The following is a 19,833-nucleotide window of genomic DNA, read 5'->3' on the forward strand; positions in this document are numbered from 1 at the left end:
ACCTATTTCAGGATATGACAATATTTTCTATCCTTATTTTTTTCACGTTTCACTTCTCATTTGCTCATTTGCTAATTAATCTGTATCTTTGCAGTTCTAACGAAACATTTATAACACATCAATACAATGAATAAAAACACAGTATTAGGGTGGGCAACCCTTATAATGATTGTCGTAGGCTTAGGACTTATCGCCTTAGGAGCCTTTAAATATAACGAAGTAGCAGGCTTTGGATTCGGTGCAGTAGGCATCGGCTTCTTCGCTATTGCTTGGGTGTTCAACGCCCTTAAAGGAAGAGTATAATACGCCCTAAACTTTGCAAAAGTTTCTTACTGCCTGTCGTGCTATGACCTTTGGCAAAGTTGATAGCTCTATTACTCTCTTATTGAAAAATTAACAAACGAATATGATACCAGAACAATTTCAAGTAAAACCCTTTCGCCAAGATACTTATCTCATCGATGGCGAACTGCGCCAGTGGAAAGGTGAGTTCACCGATATTTATTCCACTATTTCATCTACTGAAAAGTATGAACGTACGCTTTTGGGCAGTGTGCCTTCGTTAGGTGAAAGTGACGCCTTAGAAGCCCTCCATTCAGCTACCGATGCCTATAATAAAGGTAAAGGATTATGGCCTACAATGAAAGTAAAAGACCGTATCGCTGCGATGCTCAAGTTTGTAAAACAAATGGAAAAGCAACGCGATGAGGTGGTCAAACTGATGATGTGGGAAATCGGTAAAAACCTGGACGACTCGCATAAGGAATTTGACCGTACGGTAGAGTACATCTACGACACAATCAACGCGTATAAAGAGCTCGACAACCAGTCGTCTAAATTTGTACAGCGCGATGGGGTGTACGCCCTTATCCGTCGTGGACCTCTGGGCGTAGTGCTCTGTTTAGGTCCTTACAACTACCCACTGAACGAGACTTTCGCACTGATTATCCCTGCTCTTATTATGGGTAACACAGTGATTTTTAAGCCTGCTAAACACGGCGTATTGCTTTTTACTCCCCTTTTAGAAGCGTTCCAAAACTCTTTCCCTCGCGGAGTAATTAACATTCTTTACGGTCGCGGTCGCACCGTTGCACCACCCATTATGGAGAGTGGTAAGGTAGATGTATTGGCACTCATAGGCAACAGCAAGACAGCTATTGCACTGCAAGACCAGCACCCTAAGAAAAACCGCTTGCGCCTTGTCTTTGGGTTGGAAGCTAAAAACCCTGGGGTAATACTTCCTGACGCCAATCTTGATTTGGCAGTAAACGAATGCGTGAAAGGAGCTTTGTCTTTCAACGGACAGCGTTGTACAGCTCTAAAAATCCTCTACGTACACGCCAAGATTAAAGATGAGTTTCTCAAGCGTTTTGCCGAAAAGGTCGATGCGCTGAAGTTCGGTAATCCGTGGGACGAAAAAGTAGCTCTCACTCCCCTACCCGAGGTCGATAAACCTGCTTTCTTACAAGAACTCATAGACGATGCTCTTGCCAAAGGCGCTACTATTCAGAATAAAAAAGGTGGTCAGCGCACTGATAACTTCATTTTCCCTGCGGTACTTTATCCCATTACCAAGGAAATGCGAGTGTATAACGAAGAGCAGTTTGGTCCCCTTATTCCAGTAAAACCGTTCTCCAATATCAACGAGATTATAGATGAGATTTCCGATTCTAAATACGGACAGCAAATCAGTCTGTTTGGTGAAGACCCACACGAGCTCTCTCCTCTCATCGATATGTTGGTGAATATGCTCTGCCGGGTGAACCTCAACAGCTTATGTCAGCGAGGCCCCGATGTATTCCCTTTCACTGGTAGAAAAGACTCAGCTGTGGGTACCCTAAGCGTACACGATGCCTTACGCTCGTTCTCTATCCGCACCTTTGTATCGTTCCAAAACAACGACTACAACGACAGGATAGTAGAGAACCTCCTCCGCACTGGCGCTTCTAACTTCATCAACACCGATTTCATTTTATAATCGTTTTAAAATATCTCAACCAAAAAAGCAGGTTACTAAAAACCCAGCAACCTGCTTTTTTATATCCGCAAAACAGCTGATTTAGATAAATTAATTTAATAGGAATAGAAGATAACCGTAGAATCTTTAACACTAAAAATTTGTATAATGATATTAATATTCGTATCTTTGCCACACCAATTTAAGTAATGAAATAAATGAAGTATTCTGAATTACACAAAAAACTACGTGAAGCAGGTTGTTATATAGTAAGGCAAGGAAGTAATCACCCCATTTGGTTTAGTCCTCTCACTAATAAAGAATTCCCAACCAGTAAACACGAAAGTCAAGAAGTAAAAGCAGGTACTTTAAATAGCATTCTTAAATTAGCTGGTCTTAAAAAATAAACAGAAGATATGAAAGTAAAAGCAATTATAGAAAGAGGTAACGATGGCTCTTATGGCATATATTTAGATGATGATAATTTAAATTTTGGAATCATAGGAGAAGGTAATACAGTAGCCGAGGCTAAAGATGACTTTTTATTATGTCGTGATGAGATGAAAGAGTATTACGATGAAATAGGTAAAGAGTTCCCCGATTTAGAATTCATATATCAATATGACACCACATCTTTCTTAGAATATTACAGCAAAATTATTTCATTGGCAGGATTAGAACGTCTTACTGGAGTAAATCAAGGGCAACTAAGCCACTATCTCACAGGCAAACGTAAACCTAGCGCCAAAACTACTCAAAAAATACAACGCCATTTGCACGCTTTTGGTAAAGAATTACAGCATTTAGAGTTTGCTTAATATACTGTCTCACATTACACTCTCGTCACTCCACAGAGCACAACCAAAAAAGCAGGTTGCTAATTAGCAACCTGCTTTTTTCCCGTGACCGCAAGAGGAGTCGAACCTCCAACCTTCAGAACCGGAATCTGATATTCTATCCAGTTGAACTATGCGGCCTCTTTTAAACTATATATTACTAAGACAATAATCTCTTTACAATCTCCGAAATGAGCTTGCCATCAGCTTTACCTGCCAATTGTTTGGTGGCTACACCCATTACCTTGCCCATATCCTTAGGCGTAGTAGCGCCCACTTGGTTAATAATCCCTCTCAGAGCAGTTTCTACTTCTGCTTCACTGAGTTGAGCCGGTAAGAACTTCTCTATCACCGCCATTTGGGCTAATTCAGGCTCAGCTAAGTCATTCCTACCTTGTTGTGCGTACAAAGCCGCACTGTCCTTGCGCTGTTTTACTAATTTTTGTAACAGTTTAAGTTCATCAGCTTCCGAAAGTTCTTCGGCAACCCCTGCTTCTGTTTTGGCTAACAAAATAGCCGATTTAATAGCTCTCAACGATTCTAATGCCACTGTGTCCTTGGCTTTCATCGCTTCTTTAAGAGCCTCCATTACTTTAGTTTGTAAACTCATAATTTTTCAGTGTTTTGTGGGGCAAAAGTAATGCTATATTTATAAACTGCCAACTTTTACCTCTATTTTTTATTTCCAACGGAGGCTTTCCATTATCCTCCTCACATCTTTTTCTAAATAATTACTCGCAGGTTGTACCGAATCGTAATTAGGAACCACCCTAAAATACACCGAACCTGATATAAAATGACGCACACTATCGGTAGCGTAAAACTGTGCTTGCGAAGCCGCATTGCCATACACTTGGTAAAACATACCGTACACTTTGGTCGTATCGTTCATAAATACTGTCGAAGCAATATTATCTGCCTTAATCGTATGGTCATAAGTAAACTTCTGTGCATCACTCAGCAACTGACGAATATTGCCATTCACATTTTTATAAGTGAGATAAACCGTAGCCTTCATCGCAGGATATTCTATATTAACATCACACGAATGGGGCTTGTACTTCAATTCCGATAGCGTATTTACCTCAAAAGTAAAAGGACAATTGGGCAATTCGGTTACTTTCTGATACGATGCTTGCGGGTATTCCAATCGCAATACTCCCTTAGGCTTAGGCAATATATCAGTACCACAAGCTACTAACAATAGCACTACACTACTCAACAGACTATAAATAAGTTTTTTCATACATCACACTAATACCAAAAAACCTCAGCCACTTATGCTAAGGTTTTTCAGTGTAAAAAAGTTTTTATAATGGGTGAAAAATTATTCTACAGGTTTTTCTTCTGCTTTCACTTCTTTTTTCTCACCACCTTTTTCGTGGCAAGACTTTTTAGCATCTTTCTTACCGTCTTTTTTGCAGCAAGATTTCTTTTTGCCATCTTTGCTACATTCTTTTTTCTCGCCGTCTTTATCGCAAGATTTCTTCACTTTTACACCTCCGTTACCATCTTGGTCTACGATAAGGCTTTTAGTGATTTGATTTACATTAAGGGTCATAGCCCCTACATTAGTACTAAACGCAAACATTACAAATGCTGCAACCATCAGTTTTAAAGTGTTCTTCATATAATTCTATATTTAATTATTAATCTTCTATTTATCAATATCTTTCTCTCTTTATCCCAACATTGTATACCCCATTGTAGCAACACCTATCTCTACATTAGGCACAGTCTTCAGTAATTCATAACAGTTCGTGAGTGTCGCTCCTGTGGTTACCACATCATCTACCAAAAGCACCTTCTTGCCTTCTATTTTATCGGTATTCCGAAGAGAAAATATATGCTCACTCTCCTTCAAGCGTCGCCACATTACTTTTTTCGTTTGAGTAGTATTAGCTTCAATTTTCACCAACACATCTTCTATATAATCAATCTGTAACACCGAAGCCAGCGTCTTGCCAAACAAAGCAACTTGGTTATACCCTCGCTTGCGCTCTTTGCTTTTGTGCAAAGGCACAGGCAACACTACCTCAGCCTGCTGAAATAGGGGCGCATCCTTTATTCTCTCGCCAAGCCATTGCCCTAACCACTCCCCTATCTGTTCTTCTCCTTTGTATTTCAAAAGATGTATCAAATGTTGTGCCATATTGCCCTTCTTGAAATAAAATAATGCAGTAGCAGCAAACACTTCACACTCTTCTGTCAGTCGCTGAGTAAGCAAATTTTTCGCCTGTAAGTGAAAGTTCGTTTCTTCTAACTTTTCTCTACATTTTACACACAAAATTTGCTCATTTGTAGCCAATAGCCTCCCACAATCCCTACAATAAGAGGGTGATAACACCGAAAGTATATCCGATAAAATCATAATTCTTTTAGCTTATAGGTCGTTAATAGCTTCTTCTTAGCTTCGCACTAAAGCCACCGTAGAGCCACTCATTGTTCGTCTTTTGTTCGTCTTTTGTTCGTCTTTTGTCTATCTTTGCGTCGCTACCTTCCCCCTTTGAAGATAGCCAGCGAGGGCTCACAGCTGGGTATGTGCACAGCGCGAGAGCGGAGTAAGTGAATAGGGGGATGTATCTCCCACTTTTCCGTCACCACAGTTCCCCCTCGTAGAGGGGGCTAGGGGGAGGTTTCCGTCGCATCTCCGCCTAATACCTATGGCCTAATGCCTATTGCCTCTTCTTTTTCTTTCGCCTCGAAACCCTATTTTTGGCATTATTGGCATTATTGTATTACATTATTAATCAACCATTTATAAAGCCTTTGTATAACAATCGTCCAAGATTCGTATAAGCTTCCTATAAGCTTTGTATAAGCTAAGCCTATTTTCATTCCTCCTAAAAATTGAACCTGATAGTGGAAGAGGCTTTCGTAATTTTTTTCGGCAAAGATAGTCTTTTTTTCAAAAAATAATAGTACCTTTGTCCAATTATTTTGATTACAAACCTTAGGAAGTATCCTATCAATCTATATTACAAACTGAAAATCAATTGAATATATGGCAAATACAGACGATCAATTCAAAAAAGTTATTGCTCACGCCAAAGAATATGGCTTCATTTTCCCATCAAGTGAAATCTATGACGGTCTTGGGGCTGTGTACGATTACGGACAAAACGGTGTGGAACTCAAAAAGAACATCCGCGAATACTGGTGGCGCGCAATGGTACAGATGAACGAGAACATTGTGGGCATCGATGCGGCTATCTTTATGCACCCTACTACTTGGAAGGCATCAGGTCACGTAGACGCTTTCAACGACCCTCTGATCGACAATAAAGACTCTAAAAAACGCTATCGCGCCGATGTGCTCGTAGAGGATTACGTAGCAAAACTCGACGATAAGATTGAAAAAGAAATTGCTAAAGCTCAAAAACGCTTCGGCGAAGCCTTTGACCGCGAACAATTTGTAAGCACCAATCCACGTGTGCTCGAGTACAAAAAGCGCGGTGAAGAAATATTGCACCGCTTGGGTAAATCACTTGAAAAAGAAGACCTCGCCGATGTAAAAGCCCTTATTGAAGAACTCGAAATCGCCGATCCTGAAACTGGCTCTCGCAACTGGACGGAAGTAAAACAATTCAACCTAATGTTCGGCACCAAAATAGGCGCATCCGCCGATGCGGCTATGGATTTATACCTCCGTCCTGAAACGGCTCAAGGTATTTTCGTGAACTTCCTCAACGTACAGAAATCAGGACGTATGAAAATTCCTTTCGGGATTGCCCAAACGGGTAAAGCTTTCCGCAACGAGATTGTGGCACGCCAATTCATCTTCCGTATGCGCGAGTTCGAACAAATGGAAATGCAATTCTTCATCAAGCCAGGCACCCAACAACAGTGGTACGAGTATTGGAAAGAAACCCGCCTGAAATGGCACTTGTCTTTAGGAATGGGTGAAGACAATTACCGCTTCCATCCTCACGAAAAGCTCGCTCACTACGCCGATGCAGCTTGTGATATTGAGTTTCGTTTCCCATTCGGTTTCAAAGAATTAGAAGGTATCCACTCACGCACTAATTTTGACCTCGGCAACCACGAAAAATATTCAGGTAAAAAAATTCAATACTTCGACCCCGAAGAAAACAAGAGCTACACGCCTTACGTACTCGAAACCTCTATCGGGCTCGACCGTATGTTCCTCGCGGTGTTCTCTAACTCGTTGCAAGAAGAAGTGTTAGAAGGTGGCGACACCCGCACCGTACTGCGCTTGCCTTTTGTGCTCGCTCCTACTAAAGTAGCGATTTTACCACTCCTCAAAAAAGACGGACTTCCAGAAGTTGCCGAACAAATTGTAAACGAATTGAAGTATGATTTCAATGTGGCTTATGACGAGAAAGATGCGGTAGGTCGCCGTTATCGCCGCCAAGATGCGGTAGGTACACCTTTCTGTGTAACCGTCGATCACCAAACTTTGGAGGACAACACCGTAACTTTGCGTCACCGTGACACTATGGAGCAAGTGCGCATCGCGATTCCCGAATTGCGTGCCAATATTGCTAAAGAAGTAGATATGCGCAACTGGCTACACAAACTCTCATAAACTTTGCCAAAGTCTAAAACTTTGCCAAAGTTGAAAATCTTATAATTAAACAATAAATGACTGAAAACCCAACAATCAAATGCCCTGAGCCTATAGATGAGGAAGTGTTATGGGACAAAACCACTACCCTAATGAGTCGCACCAATAAGCACGGGCACATAATGGAAACCAATAAAGCATTTCAGGAAGTATCAGGGTATAGTGAGGCTGAGTTGTACGACCAGCCTCATAGCCTTATCCGCCACCCCGATATGCCTAAAGTGGTGTTCAAAATACTGTGGGAGAACCTCAAAGGACACAACAACTTCCACGCTATCATCAAGAATCTCGCTAAGAGTGGACGTTACTATTGGGTAATTACCAATTTTGAAATTGTGCGCAATGAACAGGACGAGATTACTGCCTTTGTATCGCACCGCAAGGCCTTGCCCAAAACACTCATTACCGAACACATCGCACCACTGTACGAACGCCTTTTGAAGATAGAAAAAGCCAATGGCTTAGAGGTAAGCGAACGCTATTTCAACGGCTTTTTGGAAGACCGCAAAACTACCTATGATGCTTTCATTCGCCAATTGCTCAAAGAAAATGCCGAAGAAATCAAAGCTTTTTACAACAACAACAAAAATACTGATAGCTTTTTGAATGATTTGATACAATGAAATACCTTTTATTACTCTGCTTTTTTATTCCCCTCTCCCCTGCCCTTGCGCAGGAAAACGATTCTATTCCGCAAACTTTATTAGATAGTGTCGCCAGCGCTTTACAAGGCACTCACCCTTCGGATATAGCACTATCGGGTAGGGAATACAAAATCAATGATAAACTTACTTATATATACCAAAAACCGCGCTTTGTGGATATCTTCAACAAAATCCCACGCAATATAGGTAAATCGGCGGTGGAGATGGTCTCTAAACCTAATTATCCTTACGGATTGGCAGCTATTGGTGCTACTGCGGCGCTCATACCAGCCGACCCTTGGTTGATACGCGAAAGTAGAAATTTAGGAGAGAATTTAGGACTAAATGAAGCGCATACCTATAAGAAATTAGGTTTTTTGAAGATTATCCCCGCTGATGTAAACTCAGCAATGTACTTTATTGGCAATGGTACGACTTTTATTATCATTAGTGGGGGAATGGCTACTTATGGTCTTATCACAGGCGATTACCGCGCCAAAAGTACCGCAATGCAAATCTTGGAGAGCATCATCGTATCAGGAGCATTTGTGCAACCCCTCAAACGACTCACAGGGCGCGAGAGCCCGTTTATTACGGCTGACGATGGGCGTTGGCACAGCCAATGGACGTTTGCTCCCAGTTTTAAAGCTTACCAAGAAGATACTCCTATGTATGATGCAATGCCCTCTGGACACCTCACCACGGCAATGTCAGCACTCACGGTGATTGCTGAAAACTACCCCGACTACAAGTGGATAAAACCTGTAGGCTACACCGCCTTAGGACTGATGTGCTACGAGATGATGCAGAGCAAAGTGCACTGGGCTTCCGATTACCCAATAGCATTATTCGTGGGTTATATCACGGGTAAAACTATTGCCAATCGCCGTATTACTAAAGTAAAAACAGCGGAAGCCAACGCGCTCGCTACTAAGAAATACCACTGGGAATTGAGTACCTCGAATACTTTGGCTGGGTACCAGTTATTGGGAGTAAATATTAAATTTAAGTAAAGAAGATTAGTCACTTACATCTTCTAAATGAACCACTTCAACGCCAGCTTTTTCAAGGAAAGCTAAGCCCTCGTTGTCGCGGTAGCCTTCCTTATAGACTACGCGCTTAACTCCTGATTGATAGATGAGTTTGCTACACTCTTTACAAGGCGACATCGTAATGTAAAGCGTGGCACCTTCGGACGACTGGGTGGATGAGGCGACTTTCATTATAGCATTGGCTTCGGCGTGAAGCACGTACCAGTGAGTGTTACCCTCCTCGTCTTCACAACAATTGTCAAAACCTGTGGGCGTACCATTATAGCCGTCGGAAATAATCATACGGTCTTTTACCATTATAGCGCCTACCTGCTTGCGTTGGGAATAGGAGAGTTTAGCCCACTCCATCGCCATACGCATATAGGCTTTGTCATACCGCAATTGCTTTGCGCGCTGCTGTTTCGTCATCTTGTATTTGTTTTTTAAGGAGATCTATATTGGCAAATTTGCGTTCCTCACGCAAGTATTGCACGAATGTAATAGTGAGCTGTTGGTTGTAAAGGTCGCCATCAAAATCAAAGAAATACACCTCAATAGAAGTCCCTTTGCCTTCAATGGTAGGGTTTTGCCCGATACTCATCATTCCGTACACTTTTCGTCCGCTGATATAACTATACACGGCATATACACCGTCCTTAGGAATGAGTTTATAATCCTCAGCTACTTTTATGTTAGCCGTAGGGTAGCCGAGTGTACGCCCCAATTTGAGTCCGTGTACCACTGTGCCCGTGAGAGTATAGGGAGAACTGAGGTAATGCTCGGCCGTTACCACATCGCCACAATTTAAGGCTTCTCGTATCTTGGTGGAGCTCACCGAGACCTCATCAACTTCTTGCACCGATATTTCTTCTACCTCAAAACCATACTTTTTACCAAACTGTCGCATATCATCAATATTAGCCGTACGATTGCGCCCAAAACGATGGTCGTAACCAATGATCACCTTTTTCACCTTGAGACGTTCCACCAAGATTGTAGTTACAAACTCCTCAGCTGTGAGGTGAGCAAAGGCTTCGTTGAAAGGCTGTACCACCAACAGGTCAACGCCCAATTGTTTCAGTACTTGTTTCTTCTCTTCCAAAGTGTGGATGAGTTTCAAATCTTTGTCCTGTTGTACCACCATTCGCGGATGCGGAAAGAAAGTAAATACTGTAGCCAAAATCCCTTCCTGTCGCGCTGTGGTTACCACCCTTTCGACAATTTTTTGGTGTCCCAGATGCACCCCATCAAAAGTACCAATGGTGAGCACTGTAGGCGTTGAGGCTGTAAAAGTAGTAATATCGGTTATTTCTGTCACTTATTGTAGAACTTATTGTAAATATCTATGTATTTTTCTTTGATAACGCGTCGTTTGAGTTTAAGAGTTGGAGTGAGGTGACCGCCGTCTATTGTCCATTCATCAGGTGTAAAGTCAAATAGTTTTACCTGTTCCCACTTTCCTAAATGACTGTTTACCTTTTCTACCTCTTTAGCAATACGGTCGTGAACGGCTTGATTCTGTATAATCTCTTCGCTGGTCTTTCCTAATTTCACTTTATGACGGCGTGCCCATTCTTTTACAAATGGAAAGTTGAGCTGAATAATAGCGGCTGGCATCTTTTCACCTTCGCCTACTACCATTACATTCTCAATAAAACGAGAGAGTTTCAATTGATTTTCTATCAGCTGAGGCGATACGTACTTACCGCCTGAAGTTTTGAAGATTTCCTTCTTGCGGTCGGTGATTTTGAGGAAGCCCTCGGCATCGAGTTCCCCTATATCACCTGTGTGGAAAAAACCATTGGTGATGCTTTCGACCGTTTGTTCAGGCGCTTTGTAGTAGCCCAACATCACGTTTTCACCTTTCACAAGTATCTCACCGTCTTCAGCGATTTTTACTTCTATATTAACAATAGGCTTCCCTACAGTTCCTATCTTCCAATATCTACCCGATTCGCGGTTTACAGCAATTACAGGTGAAGTTTCAGTAAGTCCATATCCTTCCATTACGGTAAGTCCGGCAGCTGAGAAAACTTTTGCCAAGCGTGGAGATAGTGCCGCACTACCTGAGACGATAAGTTTGATACGTCCACCTAAAGCTTCATACCATTTATTAAAGATGAGCTTACGTGCTATTTTTAACTTGAACTCATACCAAGCACCATTGGCTCCATAAGGCTTGTAAGCAAAGCCTAAATCAAGAGCCCAGAAGAAGAGCTTGCGTTTCAGTCCTTTGAGTTCAGTCCCTTTTGCAAAGATTTTATCATAAATCTTCTCCATCAAACGGGGAACAACCGTAACGATGTGTGGTTTCACCTCACGGAAGTTATCGCTAATTTTATCGAGTGATTCAGCAAAATAAATATTGAGACAGTCGTACTGATATAAATAGGTGAGCATACGCTCAAACACGTGACATACAGGCAAAAAACTAAGTGCAGTATAGCCTTCAGAAATGGGTAGACGGTCTTGACAGTTGATAATATTCGAGATGACATTCCAGTGAGAGAGCATTACCCCTTTGGGTTTACTGGTAGTGCCTGAAGTATAGATAATAGTTGCCAAATCGTCTTTCTGAATGCTGTCTTTGCGTGCCTCTACTTCGTTTTGATTGCTTTCATCAGCGCCCAAATCAAGAATCTCCTGCCAATGATGTGCGTAAGGCACTTCATCAAAAGTAAAAATTGTTTTAAGGTGAGGTAATTTATCTTGTATAGACGAGATTTTCTCCCAAAGTTCCTTATCCGAAACTATGCAGTACTTACATTCGGAATGATTGAAGATATACTCAAAATCCTCTAAGTTAATAGTGGGGTAAATAGGTACGTTTTGTGCTCCCACTTGCAAAATTCCGATATCCAGCACGTGCCATTCGGTACGGTTAGTACTGGAGATGACGGCTATTTTATCATTTTTTTCAATCCCTAATCGCAATAAGCCTCGACTTACAGCGTTTGCTTTTTTAATATACTCAGCAGTAGAAGTTTTTACCCATTCGCCGTTGTATTTAGTGACAAAAGCGCTTCCTAATGGGTGTTTAGATAATTGATAATAAGGTATATCGAATAAACGATTTACGGTATTCATTGGTTTTTAATTTTTGTTACAAGGGGCAAAAGTAATAATAATTTATCAATTAGCAAATAATTAGGGGGTAGGAATTAGGAGATAGGGGTTAGTTTTCAGAAATATTTTGTGTTTTGCAATTATTTTGTATCTTTGCGACAAATTTTAAACACTGTAGAATATAAGAAATATCAGCATCAATAATTACATATAAGATTTAAAGAGAAAATTGTTAATATTCCCTTTTTAAAAGAATCTGGTAAATTCAATAAAAAAGCAGAGGTAATTTAACAAATGGTTTCTCGCCCCATAAGGGCGTGAACTGTTTTTGTTACATACCTGTTTTTGGGCATACCAGAGCCTTTTTAAAAGTGTGAACAAAACATTCACGCTTTTTTTATGCTCTAAAGGTTACCCTTATTCATTTTGTAACATTAAAATTAAAATCAATAACTAATGAGAAAAATCATTTTATTCAGTGCTTTAGCACTACTGTTAGCGAGTTGTGGGGTAACAAGAGAGCTATCACACAATGTAAACAACCACACTACTCAAGTGGTATTGGCTAAAAATAACTTTAAAGTAGTAGAACACGTGAAAGGAGAAGCCTCTAATCAATATTTCTTATTGTTTATAGGAGGTGGAAAACGTGCTTTAGTAGAAAAAGCAAGAGCTAAAATGTTGAAAAACGCTAATTTAGAAGGCTCTTCAAAGGCAATTATCAATGAGACGGTTGAGGTACATTGGATTTTTATATGGGTAGGCATCCAATACACTGTAACAGTTTCAGCTGATGTAATTGAATTTACAGAATAGGAACTAAAAAGAAAGAGTCAATTTGCAAGTATACAAAATTGACTCTTTTTTATTATTCTACCGTAACAGATTTAGCTAAATTTCGAGGTTGATCAACATTGCAACCGCGCTTGATCGCAATGTAGTAGGACAGCAATTGCAAAGGTATGGAGGCTAAAATAGGAGTCAGTGCCTCACTGATTTCAGGTATTTCAATCACGTGATTTGCTAAGCCCGCCATTTGGGTATCACCTTCGGTAACTACGGCTATGATTTTGCCTTTGCGCGCTTTGATCTCTTGAGCGTTAGACACTACCTTATCATAATGCCCCTTAGACGGAGCGATCAATATTACTGGCATATTCTCATCGATGAGCGCAATAGGCCCGTGTTTCATCTCGGCAGCAGGATAGCCCTCGGCGTGAATGTAGGATATCTCTTTGAGTTTGAGTGCCCCTTCTAAAGCTGTTGGGAAGTTAAAGCCACGACCTAAATAGAGACAATTGGTCGCATTTTTATAATTTTTGGCAATCTCGGCAATTTTGTAATCTACTTTATCAATTGTGGTTTCGAGAAGAGCAGGCACGCGTTCTAATTCTTTACAGAGGTGGTGATAGGTATCAGCACTTAACGTTCCTTTCTTATAGCCCAAGTGCAAGGCAATGAGCGTAAGCACCGTAAGTTGCGTAGTAAAGGCTTTGGTGGAAGCCACCCCTATTTCAGGACCAGCGTGAGTATAAGTACCTGAATGAGTGATACGCGCGATAGAAGAGCCCACCACATTGCAAATACCGTAGATAAAAGCTCCTTTTTCTTTCGCTAACTTCAAGGCTGCCAAGGTATCGGCAGTTTCACCCGACTGAGAAATGGCTATGACAATATCGCCTTTCTCAATAATAGGGTTGCGGTAGCGGAACTCCGAAGCGTACTCGACTTCCACAGGAATGCGGGCGTACTCTTCCAGTAGGTACTCACCTACCAAGCCCGCGTGCCACGAAGTACCACAAGCTACGATTACAATGCGTTTGGCGTTGAGAAAAGTCTCCAAATGATTGTCGATACCCGATAGTTTAGTAGTATAGTCGGATAGAAGGCGACCGCGCATTGTATCCTGAATAGACTTAGGCTGCTCGTGAATTTCTTTGAGCATAAAATGGTCGAAGCCTCCTTTTTCAATGGCTTCGAGGTTGAGTTTGAGTTGTTGTACAAACGGACTCACTTGCTCGTTACTGTAGATTTTGAGCACTTTCAAAGGTTGGTCGAGGTGAATAGTAGCCATCTCGCCATCTTCTAAATACACCGCGTTTTGAGTGTATTCAATAAAAGGAGAGGCATCGGAAGCAATAAAAAACTCACCATCGCCTACCCCTATTACCAGCGGACTGCCAAGACGAGCAACCACTATTTCGTCTGGTTTGCCCTCTTCCATTACGGCAATAGCAAAAGCCCCTACCACCTCGTTGAGCGCATAGCGCACAGCAGTTTCCAAGTCCACTTGTTCTTTTTCTTTGAAGTATTCGATGAAATTCACCAACACCTCGGTATCAGTATCTGAATGGAATACAAAGCCCTCTTTGAGGAGATTCTGCTTGATGCTCTCGTAATTCTCGATAATCCCGTTGTGCACAATGGCTAACTTGCCAGAGTTAGAACGGTGCGGGTGCGAATTGACATCATTAGGCACGCCGTGAGTAGCCCAGCGGGTATGCCCCATACCGCAACCGTAAGCGGGAACACCGTCGCCTGCTTTAGCCTCCAAGTCGGACACTTTGCCTTTGGTTTTTTCACCGTAGAAACTCTCAGCGTTTAGTATAAAACCTGCACTGTCATATCCACGGTATTCTAAACGTTTCAACCCATCAATCACAATGGGGAAAGCGGCACGCTGGCCTACATAACCTACAATTCCACACATATTTTTAATTTTTAGTCGTTAGTCGTTACCCTTACACTCTCTGGTACTAACACCGTGTAATCACCCTGGTTGCGAATCACATCGCGCACAATAGACGATGAGATGAACGAAGTACGCGCGGCAGTGAGCAAGAAAACCGTCTCTATCTGAGAAAGTTTACGGTTCGTATGCGCAATAGCTTTCTCAAACTCAAAGTCGGCTGGGTTGCGCAGACCGCGGAGGATAAACTGCGCATCGATTTCCTTGCAGAAATCGACGGTAAGGCCTTGGTAAGTAGTAACTTTCACTTTGGGCTCGTGAGTGAAAGCCTTTTCAATAAACTCTTTGCGCTGTCCAACGGTGAACATATAGTTTTTATCGCCATTGACCCCAATAGCGACTACAATTTCATCGAATAGGTCTAAAGCACGCGTAATAATATCGTAATGACCTAAAGTAATAGGGTCAAATGACCCAGGGAATAAAGCTCTTTTCAATGCTATAAGATTAACGTTTTAGTACTCTTTCAATTTCACTTTCGAACAGTTCAGCTAAGCTGATGCCTGCTACTTTGGCTTGTTGTGGTAACAAACTCGCTTCGGTAAGTCCGGGTGTGGTGTTCATCTCCAATAAGTAAGGCGTATCGCCCACGATGATGAACTCACTGCGGCTGTAGCCTTCCATCTTGAGCAAGCGATACACACGTTCAGCTAAAGCGTTCACTTTAGATGTCATTTCAGGAGAAAGGCGTGCAGGCGTAATTTCTTGCGACTTGCCGAGGTACTTCGCTTCATAGTCGAAGAACTCATTTTCAGGGACGATTTCGGTCATTGGCAATACCTTAATTTCACCTTTGTAAGTAATCACCCCGATAGAGACTTCAGTACCTTTCAAGAAGCTTTCGATGAGGATTTCATCGTCTACTGCAAAAGTATTTTCGATCGCCTCAGAGAGTTTAGTTTCCTCATTTACTTTGTAGACCCCAATACTGCTCCCCGATTTATTCGCTTTTACAAAGCAAGGCAAGCCTACTTTGGCCACAATATCGGCGGTGCGGTAGCTTTCACCTTTATTTAGATAATAAGAAGGGGCAGAAAGGATGCCAAAAGGTTTCAATACCGATAGCATATCGCGCTTGTTGAAGGTAAGAGCAGCGGCATACATACTGCAACCTGTGAGCGGCAAGCCGGTGAGCTGGAAGTAAGCTTGGAGGTAGCCATCTTCGCCAGGAGTGCCGTGAATAGCGTTGAAGACAGCCTCAAAAGTAATTTTTTGCCCCGCAATGGTTACAGAAAAGTCGTTGCGGTCAATGAGGTGTTCGTTATTTTGTTCATCTACATACACCCATTTATCGCGGTCGATGCGCACGCAATAAGGGTTGTATTTATCTTTGTTGAGGTGTTTGGCAACTACGGCCGCACTTTTTAGGGAAACTTCGGCTTCACCCGAATAGCCTCCCATCAAGATTGCTATATTTTTTTTCATTTTTCTATTTTTGACGGAAATACACATCAATTGGCACGCCGTTAAAATCAAAGTTTTCACGGAGTTTGTTCTCAATAAAGCGTCTGTACGGGTCTTTTACGTACTGAGGCAGGTTCGCAAAGAAAGCAAACTGTGGCATAGGAGTAGGTAACTGGGTGCAAAACTTTATCTTGATGTACTTGCCTTTGATAGCAGGGGGCGGATAGTTCTCAATAATAGGCAACATCACCTCGTTAAGTTTGCGTGTAGGAATCCGCTTAGTCCGGTTGTTGTAGACTGCCACAGCTGTTTCTATCGCCTTGTAAATGCGCTGTTTGTTCAAGGCTGATACAAACAAGATTGGCACATCAGTAAAAGGTTCAATCTCTTTACGGATAGCTGCTTCGTACTCCTTGGCAGTATTGTTCTCCTTCTCTACCAAATCCCATTTGTTCACCAAAATCACAATGCCCTTGCGGTTGCGTTGTGCCAACCAAAAGATATTCGCATCTTGACTCTCAAAACCACGTGTAGCATCGAGCATCAAGATACATACATCAGAGTGTTCAATAGCTCGAATAGAACGCATTACCGAGTAAAACTCCAAATCCTCTTTTACCTTAGCTTTGCGACGGATACCAGCCGTATCTACCAAGTTGAACTCAAATCCAAAGCGGTTGTATTTGGTATCAATGGAATCTCGCGTAGTGCCCGCAATATCCGTTACGATGTAGCGGTCTTCGCCTATAAGGGCGTTGATAAACGACGATTTACCCGCATTAGGGCGACCTACTACTGCAAAGCGTGGCAATTCGTTTTCCTCTTTTTCTTCTTTTTCAGGTAATAAGGCTACCAAATCATCAAGCAACTCGCCTGTACCACTGCCATTCACACTCGATAGAGCGTACAGATGTTCAAAGCCCATAGCATAAAACTCGTGCATATCGTTACGGCGGTTGTTGCTATCCACTTTGTTTACTGCTACTAATATAGGCTTGTGGCATTTGCGCAACAATTCAGCTACCGATTCGTCCATACCAGTAAGACCGTCTTCTACGTTTACCATAAAGATAATCGCGTCAGCTTCGTCTATAGCTAAAGCTACTTGCTTGTTGATTTCCTTCTCGAAAGAATCGTCGCTACCTGCTAAGTAGCCACCTGTATCAATGACAGAAAAAGTTACCCCATTCCAATCGGTTTTGCCATAATGGCGGTCGCGTGTAACGCCACTCACGGCGTCCACGATTGCCTCACGGCGCTTGATCAAACGGTTGAAAAAAGTGGATTTGCCTACATTCGGGCGTCCCACAATGGCTACTATAGCACTCATAATATGCTTGTTTATTTTTTGCAAAGATAGAAAATAATTAGCAAATAGCAATTATCTTCTTACAATCCTTGTTCTCTTTTGTACGGATTTGGACGGTAACCTTCCATAAGTTGGTCGTTTTCCATTATAAACGGAATAGCGGTAGGTTGGTTCCATTCCACATCGTATCGGTTCATCAGATAGTCGTTTAGTTCCCTGCGATTAGCAAACTTAATCGTCTGATAAGGCTCTTGAAAAGCGAGTTTTTCAATAAATAGCAACTTCCCTTCTGCGGTGGGGACAAGCACGCCCACGTGTCCTACGAAAAGGTAATTCTCCTGTTCACTGAAGTAATTATGAAAAAGTACAGCTATCATCGAAGCTTTCGTAAAATCGTCTCTATAAAGAAATTGCACTCCTTGCGCTTCCCACGCTTGTTGTACAGTGGCTAAATGCTCTTTTATATCCTTGGTGTTTTGAGTAGGAATCGCACTGAAGAAAGCTAAAAAACTACGCGTTTGCTTAGGGCTAAATACTCGTCGTGGACTTTGTACCAACACATCTTTATCAACAAATAGCACTTCATTAACATTTTGCTCATTGAGCACAGGGTGCTGTACTGCAATCAAGTCACGCAACAAACCAAAAGAGGTAATCCGGCAGTTGTAGCCCTGAAAGAGTGGATATTGTTTCGTCCATTGCGTTTGTATAGCCACCTCGTCGTACTTAGGTAACAGGCTATCAATCGTTACAAAGCCTTTGGGCACTAAGCCTACTTTGCTACCTACGGTTTGGTTGAAGAGATTAACACTCTCCAAAAAAGCATTCACATTCGCACGTGATATACCCGCATTTACGAGCTCTTTTTGCACTTCGTTTTGGGTAGCGGTATCTACCAAATTGGAATAGGTAAGCTGGGGGCTTGTTTTTTCAGTGGTTGTTTTCTTTTGCTGACAAGCTATCGTTGCCAAAGAGAGTGTTATCAGTAAAAGTTTTTTCATTGTATTAGTCATTAGTCTCATAATAATATGATTGCTCTATCCCCTTAAATATCACTTCGCGGTCAGTTACTTTATCAGTAAGAGCAGGTTGCAACAAAAAGCGCAATTCTAAATCGTTGATAGCACTGCGTTCCATTGCTTGAAGATAAGGAGCTTTCTCTATCTGTTGCCAATTCACTACCTTACCCAATCGTTTTTTGAGAATTAAGTCTAACCATATACGAGTAGCGCGCCCATTGCCTTCCATAAAAGGGTGGACTATATTCATCTCCACGTATTTAGCTACAATTTCTTCAAAAATATCCTCAGGCATTTTATCTATTACGGGCAGTATAGCGTGCAAGAACATCGCATTAGCAAACCTAAAACCTCCCTTGCTGATGTTTAAGTTGCGTATCTCCCCTGCAAACTCATAAAGCCCCTGAAAAAGATAACGATGCATCTCGCATAATCCTTTAGTGGTTCCTACTTCTATCTGCTCTATAGCACCACTCTCAAAAAGGCGATAGGCGTTTTGCAAACTTTGTGCATCAATTTCTTGGGTATTCATCTTCAATTTTCTTTGTTTAGTGTATATACCAGCGCAGTATGTCTTTCTCCTGTGAGAGGAAATAATAAATCTTCAATAGTGTGATGGTGCTTAAAACCACACTTTTCAACCACTCGTTGTGAAGCTATATTTTCTTTGAACACGCCTGCCCATAGCTTGGTAAGGTGTAATTTCTCAAAGGCATATTCTATGAGTCGTAATGAGGCTTCAGTAGTATACCCCTTGCCCCAAAAGTCTTCTCCTAACCAATAACCTATTTCGGCTTCGTTTTCGCCTACCTCGAGATTACTTTGTCCTTGAAAAAGGAGTCCTATACTTCCTATGGGAATGTTGTTTGCTAAACAAATAGCAAACGAATGAGATCTGCGAAGTACCATCTCAATGATTTCTTGGCTTTCTGCCACGCTTTTATGAGGGTTCCAACCACACATTTTCCCTATAATGGGGTTGTGTGCTTGTGTGTATAAGGCTTCCGCATCAGTAACTTCCCAAGGACGAAGCAATAGATGTTTTGTATAGAGTGTTTCCATAAACTTAAATTTATAATATGAAGCAATAGTTAAAAACATTTACCGTTAATTAACTGCCCATTGTCACTTTTGCGTCACATCTCTCCCTTTTTAGATAGCCAGCGAGAGCAGAGTTTGTGAATTAGCCAAAATTTTCTGCCCGTGAGGCTCATACCTTCGGCAAAGCTT

General features: G+C 41.8%; 22 protein-coding genes and 1 tRNA gene. 8 read left to right on the top strand and 15 right to left on the bottom strand.

All coding sequences use genetic code 11. The annotated features are described in order from the left end of the window. Window positions 1–126: 126 nt before the first annotated feature. From RCZ04_RS08905 to RCZ04_RS08920, 4 genes are all read left to right on the top strand, one after another. Window positions 127–303: a CAL67264 family membrane protein gene (locus RCZ04_RS08905; protein WP_009414129.1), complete on the top strand. Its 177-nt coding sequence runs from the start codon at window positions 127–129 to the stop codon at window positions 301–303. Between the two features lie 103 nt (window positions 304–406). After that, complete coding sequence (locus tag RCZ04_RS08910; protein WP_460485690.1) at window positions 407–1,978, top strand: NADP-dependent glyceraldehyde-3-phosphate dehydrogenase; 1,572 nt, start codon at window positions 407–409, stop codon at window positions 1,976–1,978. A 197-nt stretch (window positions 1,979–2,175) separates the two neighbouring features. Further along, on the top strand, window positions 2,176–2,364 hold the full coding sequence (locus tag RCZ04_RS08915) for a type II toxin-antitoxin system HicA family toxin (RefSeq protein ID WP_460485691.1): 189 nt from the start codon (window positions 2,176–2,178) through the stop codon (window positions 2,362–2,364). Window positions 2,365–2,373: 9 nt separating this feature from the next. Continuing rightward, entirely contained in the window at window positions 2,374–2,775 is a 402-nt protein-coding gene (locus tag RCZ04_RS08920) for a helix-turn-helix domain-containing protein (protein WP_460485692.1), read from the top strand. Between the two features lie 85 nt (window positions 2,776–2,860). On the opposite strand, the gene RCZ04_RS08925 is transcribed toward RCZ04_RS08920, so the two are convergent. The 5 genes from RCZ04_RS08925 to RCZ04_RS08945 form a co-directional block, all read right to left on the bottom strand. After that, window positions 2,861–2,934: transfer RNA gene (locus RCZ04_RS08925), tRNA-Arg, on the bottom strand. A gap of 19 nt (window positions 2,935–2,953) precedes the next feature. Next, complete coding sequence (locus RCZ04_RS08930; RefSeq protein ID WP_460485693.1) at window positions 2,954–3,403, bottom strand: GatB/YqeY domain-containing protein; 450 nt, start codon at window positions 3,401–3,403, stop codon at window positions 2,954–2,956. Window positions 3,404–3,472: 69 nt separating this feature from the next. Further along, a complete protein-coding gene (gene gldD / locus RCZ04_RS08935) occupies window positions 3,473–4,039 on the bottom strand; it encodes a gliding motility lipoprotein GldD (RefSeq protein WP_002675426.1) in 567 nt (188 codons plus the stop codon). Between the two features lie 81 nt (window positions 4,040–4,120). Beyond that, entirely contained in the window at window positions 4,121–4,423 is a 303-nt protein-coding gene (locus RCZ04_RS08940; RefSeq protein WP_460485694.1) for a hypothetical protein, read from the bottom strand. A 51-nt stretch (window positions 4,424–4,474) separates the two neighbouring features. Further along, the gene (locus RCZ04_RS08945) at window positions 4,475–5,164 is read right to left on the bottom strand and encodes a ComF family protein (protein WP_460485695.1); all 690 of its coding nucleotides are present in this window, start codon (window positions 5,162–5,164) and stop codon (window positions 4,475–4,477) included. Between the two features lie 633 nt (window positions 5,165–5,797). Between RCZ04_RS08945 and RCZ04_RS08950 the strand changes: the two genes are divergently transcribed. Genes RCZ04_RS08950 through RCZ04_RS08960 form a run of 3 tightly spaced genes read left to right on the top strand, consistent with a single transcriptional unit; the run spans window position 5,798 to window position 9,038 of the window. After that, complete coding sequence (locus tag RCZ04_RS08950) at window positions 5,798–7,342, top strand: glycine--tRNA ligase (RefSeq protein WP_460485696.1); 1,545 nt, start codon at window positions 5,798–5,800, stop codon at window positions 7,340–7,342. Window positions 7,343–7,398: 56 nt separating this feature from the next. Then, entirely contained in the window at window positions 7,399–8,004 is a 606-nt protein-coding gene (locus tag RCZ04_RS08955) for a PAS domain-containing protein (protein WP_460485697.1), read from the top strand. After that, a complete protein-coding gene (locus RCZ04_RS08960; RefSeq protein WP_460485698.1) occupies window positions 8,001–9,038 on the top strand; it encodes a phosphatase PAP2 family protein in 1,038 nt (345 codons plus the stop codon). The genes RCZ04_RS08955 and RCZ04_RS08960 overlap by 4 nt, the downstream gene beginning before the upstream one ends. 6 nt (window positions 9,039–9,044) lie before the next feature. Here the strand turns inward: RCZ04_RS08960 and RCZ04_RS08965 are convergent, their stop codons facing one another. From RCZ04_RS08965 to RCZ04_RS08975, 3 genes are read right to left on the bottom strand one after another with little or no spacing between them, the layout of a single operon-like run. Next, the gene (locus tag RCZ04_RS08965) at window positions 9,045–9,485 is read right to left on the bottom strand and encodes a deoxycytidylate deaminase (protein WP_460485699.1); all 441 of its coding nucleotides are present in this window, start codon (window positions 9,483–9,485) and stop codon (window positions 9,045–9,047) included. Beyond that, the gene (locus tag RCZ04_RS08970) at window positions 9,448–10,374 is read right to left on the bottom strand and encodes a bifunctional riboflavin kinase/FMN adenylyltransferase (RefSeq protein ID WP_460485700.1); all 927 of its coding nucleotides are present in this window, start codon (window positions 10,372–10,374) and stop codon (window positions 9,448–9,450) included. The genes RCZ04_RS08965 and RCZ04_RS08970 overlap by 38 nt, the downstream gene beginning before the upstream one ends. Next, a complete protein-coding gene (locus RCZ04_RS08975; RefSeq protein ID WP_460485701.1) occupies window positions 10,371–12,143 on the bottom strand; it encodes an AMP-dependent synthetase/ligase in 1,773 nt (590 codons plus the stop codon). Before RCZ04_RS08975 ends, RCZ04_RS08970 begins: the two co-directional genes overlap by 4 nt. 435 nt (window positions 12,144–12,578) lie before the next feature. Here RCZ04_RS08975 and RCZ04_RS08980 point away from each other — a divergent pair, with 435 nt between their 5' ends. After that, window positions 12,579–12,938, top strand: a complete 360-nt coding sequence (locus RCZ04_RS08980; protein ID WP_460485702.1) for a DUF6567 family protein — start codon at window positions 12,579–12,581, stop codon at window positions 12,936–12,938. Between the two features lie 52 nt (window positions 12,939–12,990). Here the strand turns inward: RCZ04_RS08980 and glmS are convergent, their stop codons facing one another. From glmS to RCZ04_RS09015, 7 genes are read right to left on the bottom strand one after another with little or no spacing between them, the layout of a single operon-like run. Further along, complete coding sequence (gene glmS, locus RCZ04_RS08985) at window positions 12,991–14,832, bottom strand: glutamine--fructose-6-phosphate aminotransferase (RefSeq protein ID WP_460485703.1); 1,842 nt, start codon at window positions 14,830–14,832, stop codon at window positions 12,991–12,993. Window positions 14,833–14,843: 11 nt separating this feature from the next. Beyond that, complete coding sequence (gene coaD, locus RCZ04_RS08990; protein WP_460485704.1) at window positions 14,844–15,308, bottom strand: pantetheine-phosphate adenylyltransferase; 465 nt, start codon at window positions 15,306–15,308, stop codon at window positions 14,844–14,846. Between the two features lie 10 nt (window positions 15,309–15,318). Then, on the bottom strand, window positions 15,319–16,296 hold the full coding sequence (locus RCZ04_RS08995) for a D-alanine--D-alanine ligase family protein (protein ID WP_460485705.1): 978 nt from the start codon (window positions 16,294–16,296) through the stop codon (window positions 15,319–15,321). Window positions 16,297–16,300: 4 nt separating this feature from the next. Next, window positions 16,301–17,605, bottom strand: a complete 1,305-nt coding sequence (der, locus tag RCZ04_RS09000; protein ID WP_460485706.1) for a ribosome biogenesis GTPase Der — start codon at window positions 17,603–17,605, stop codon at window positions 16,301–16,303. A gap of 59 nt (window positions 17,606–17,664) precedes the next feature. After that, window positions 17,665–18,585, bottom strand: a complete 921-nt coding sequence (locus RCZ04_RS09005) for a DUF4300 family protein (RefSeq protein ID WP_460485707.1) — start codon at window positions 18,583–18,585, stop codon at window positions 17,665–17,667. Between the two features lie 4 nt (window positions 18,586–18,589). Beyond that, a complete protein-coding gene (fic, locus tag RCZ04_RS09010; RefSeq protein ID WP_460485708.1) occupies window positions 18,590–19,135 on the bottom strand; it encodes a Fic/DOC family protein in 546 nt (181 codons plus the stop codon). Between the two features lie 2 nt (window positions 19,136–19,137). Continuing rightward, window positions 19,138–19,665 (bottom strand): GNAT family N-acetyltransferase, encoded by a 528-nt coding sequence (locus tag RCZ04_RS09015; RefSeq protein WP_460485709.1) that lies wholly within the window; start codon window positions 19,663–19,665, stop codon window positions 19,138–19,140. Window positions 19,666–19,833: the final 168 nt, after the last annotated feature.

It is taken from the genome of Capnocytophaga sp. HP1101, from assembly GCF_054772415.1.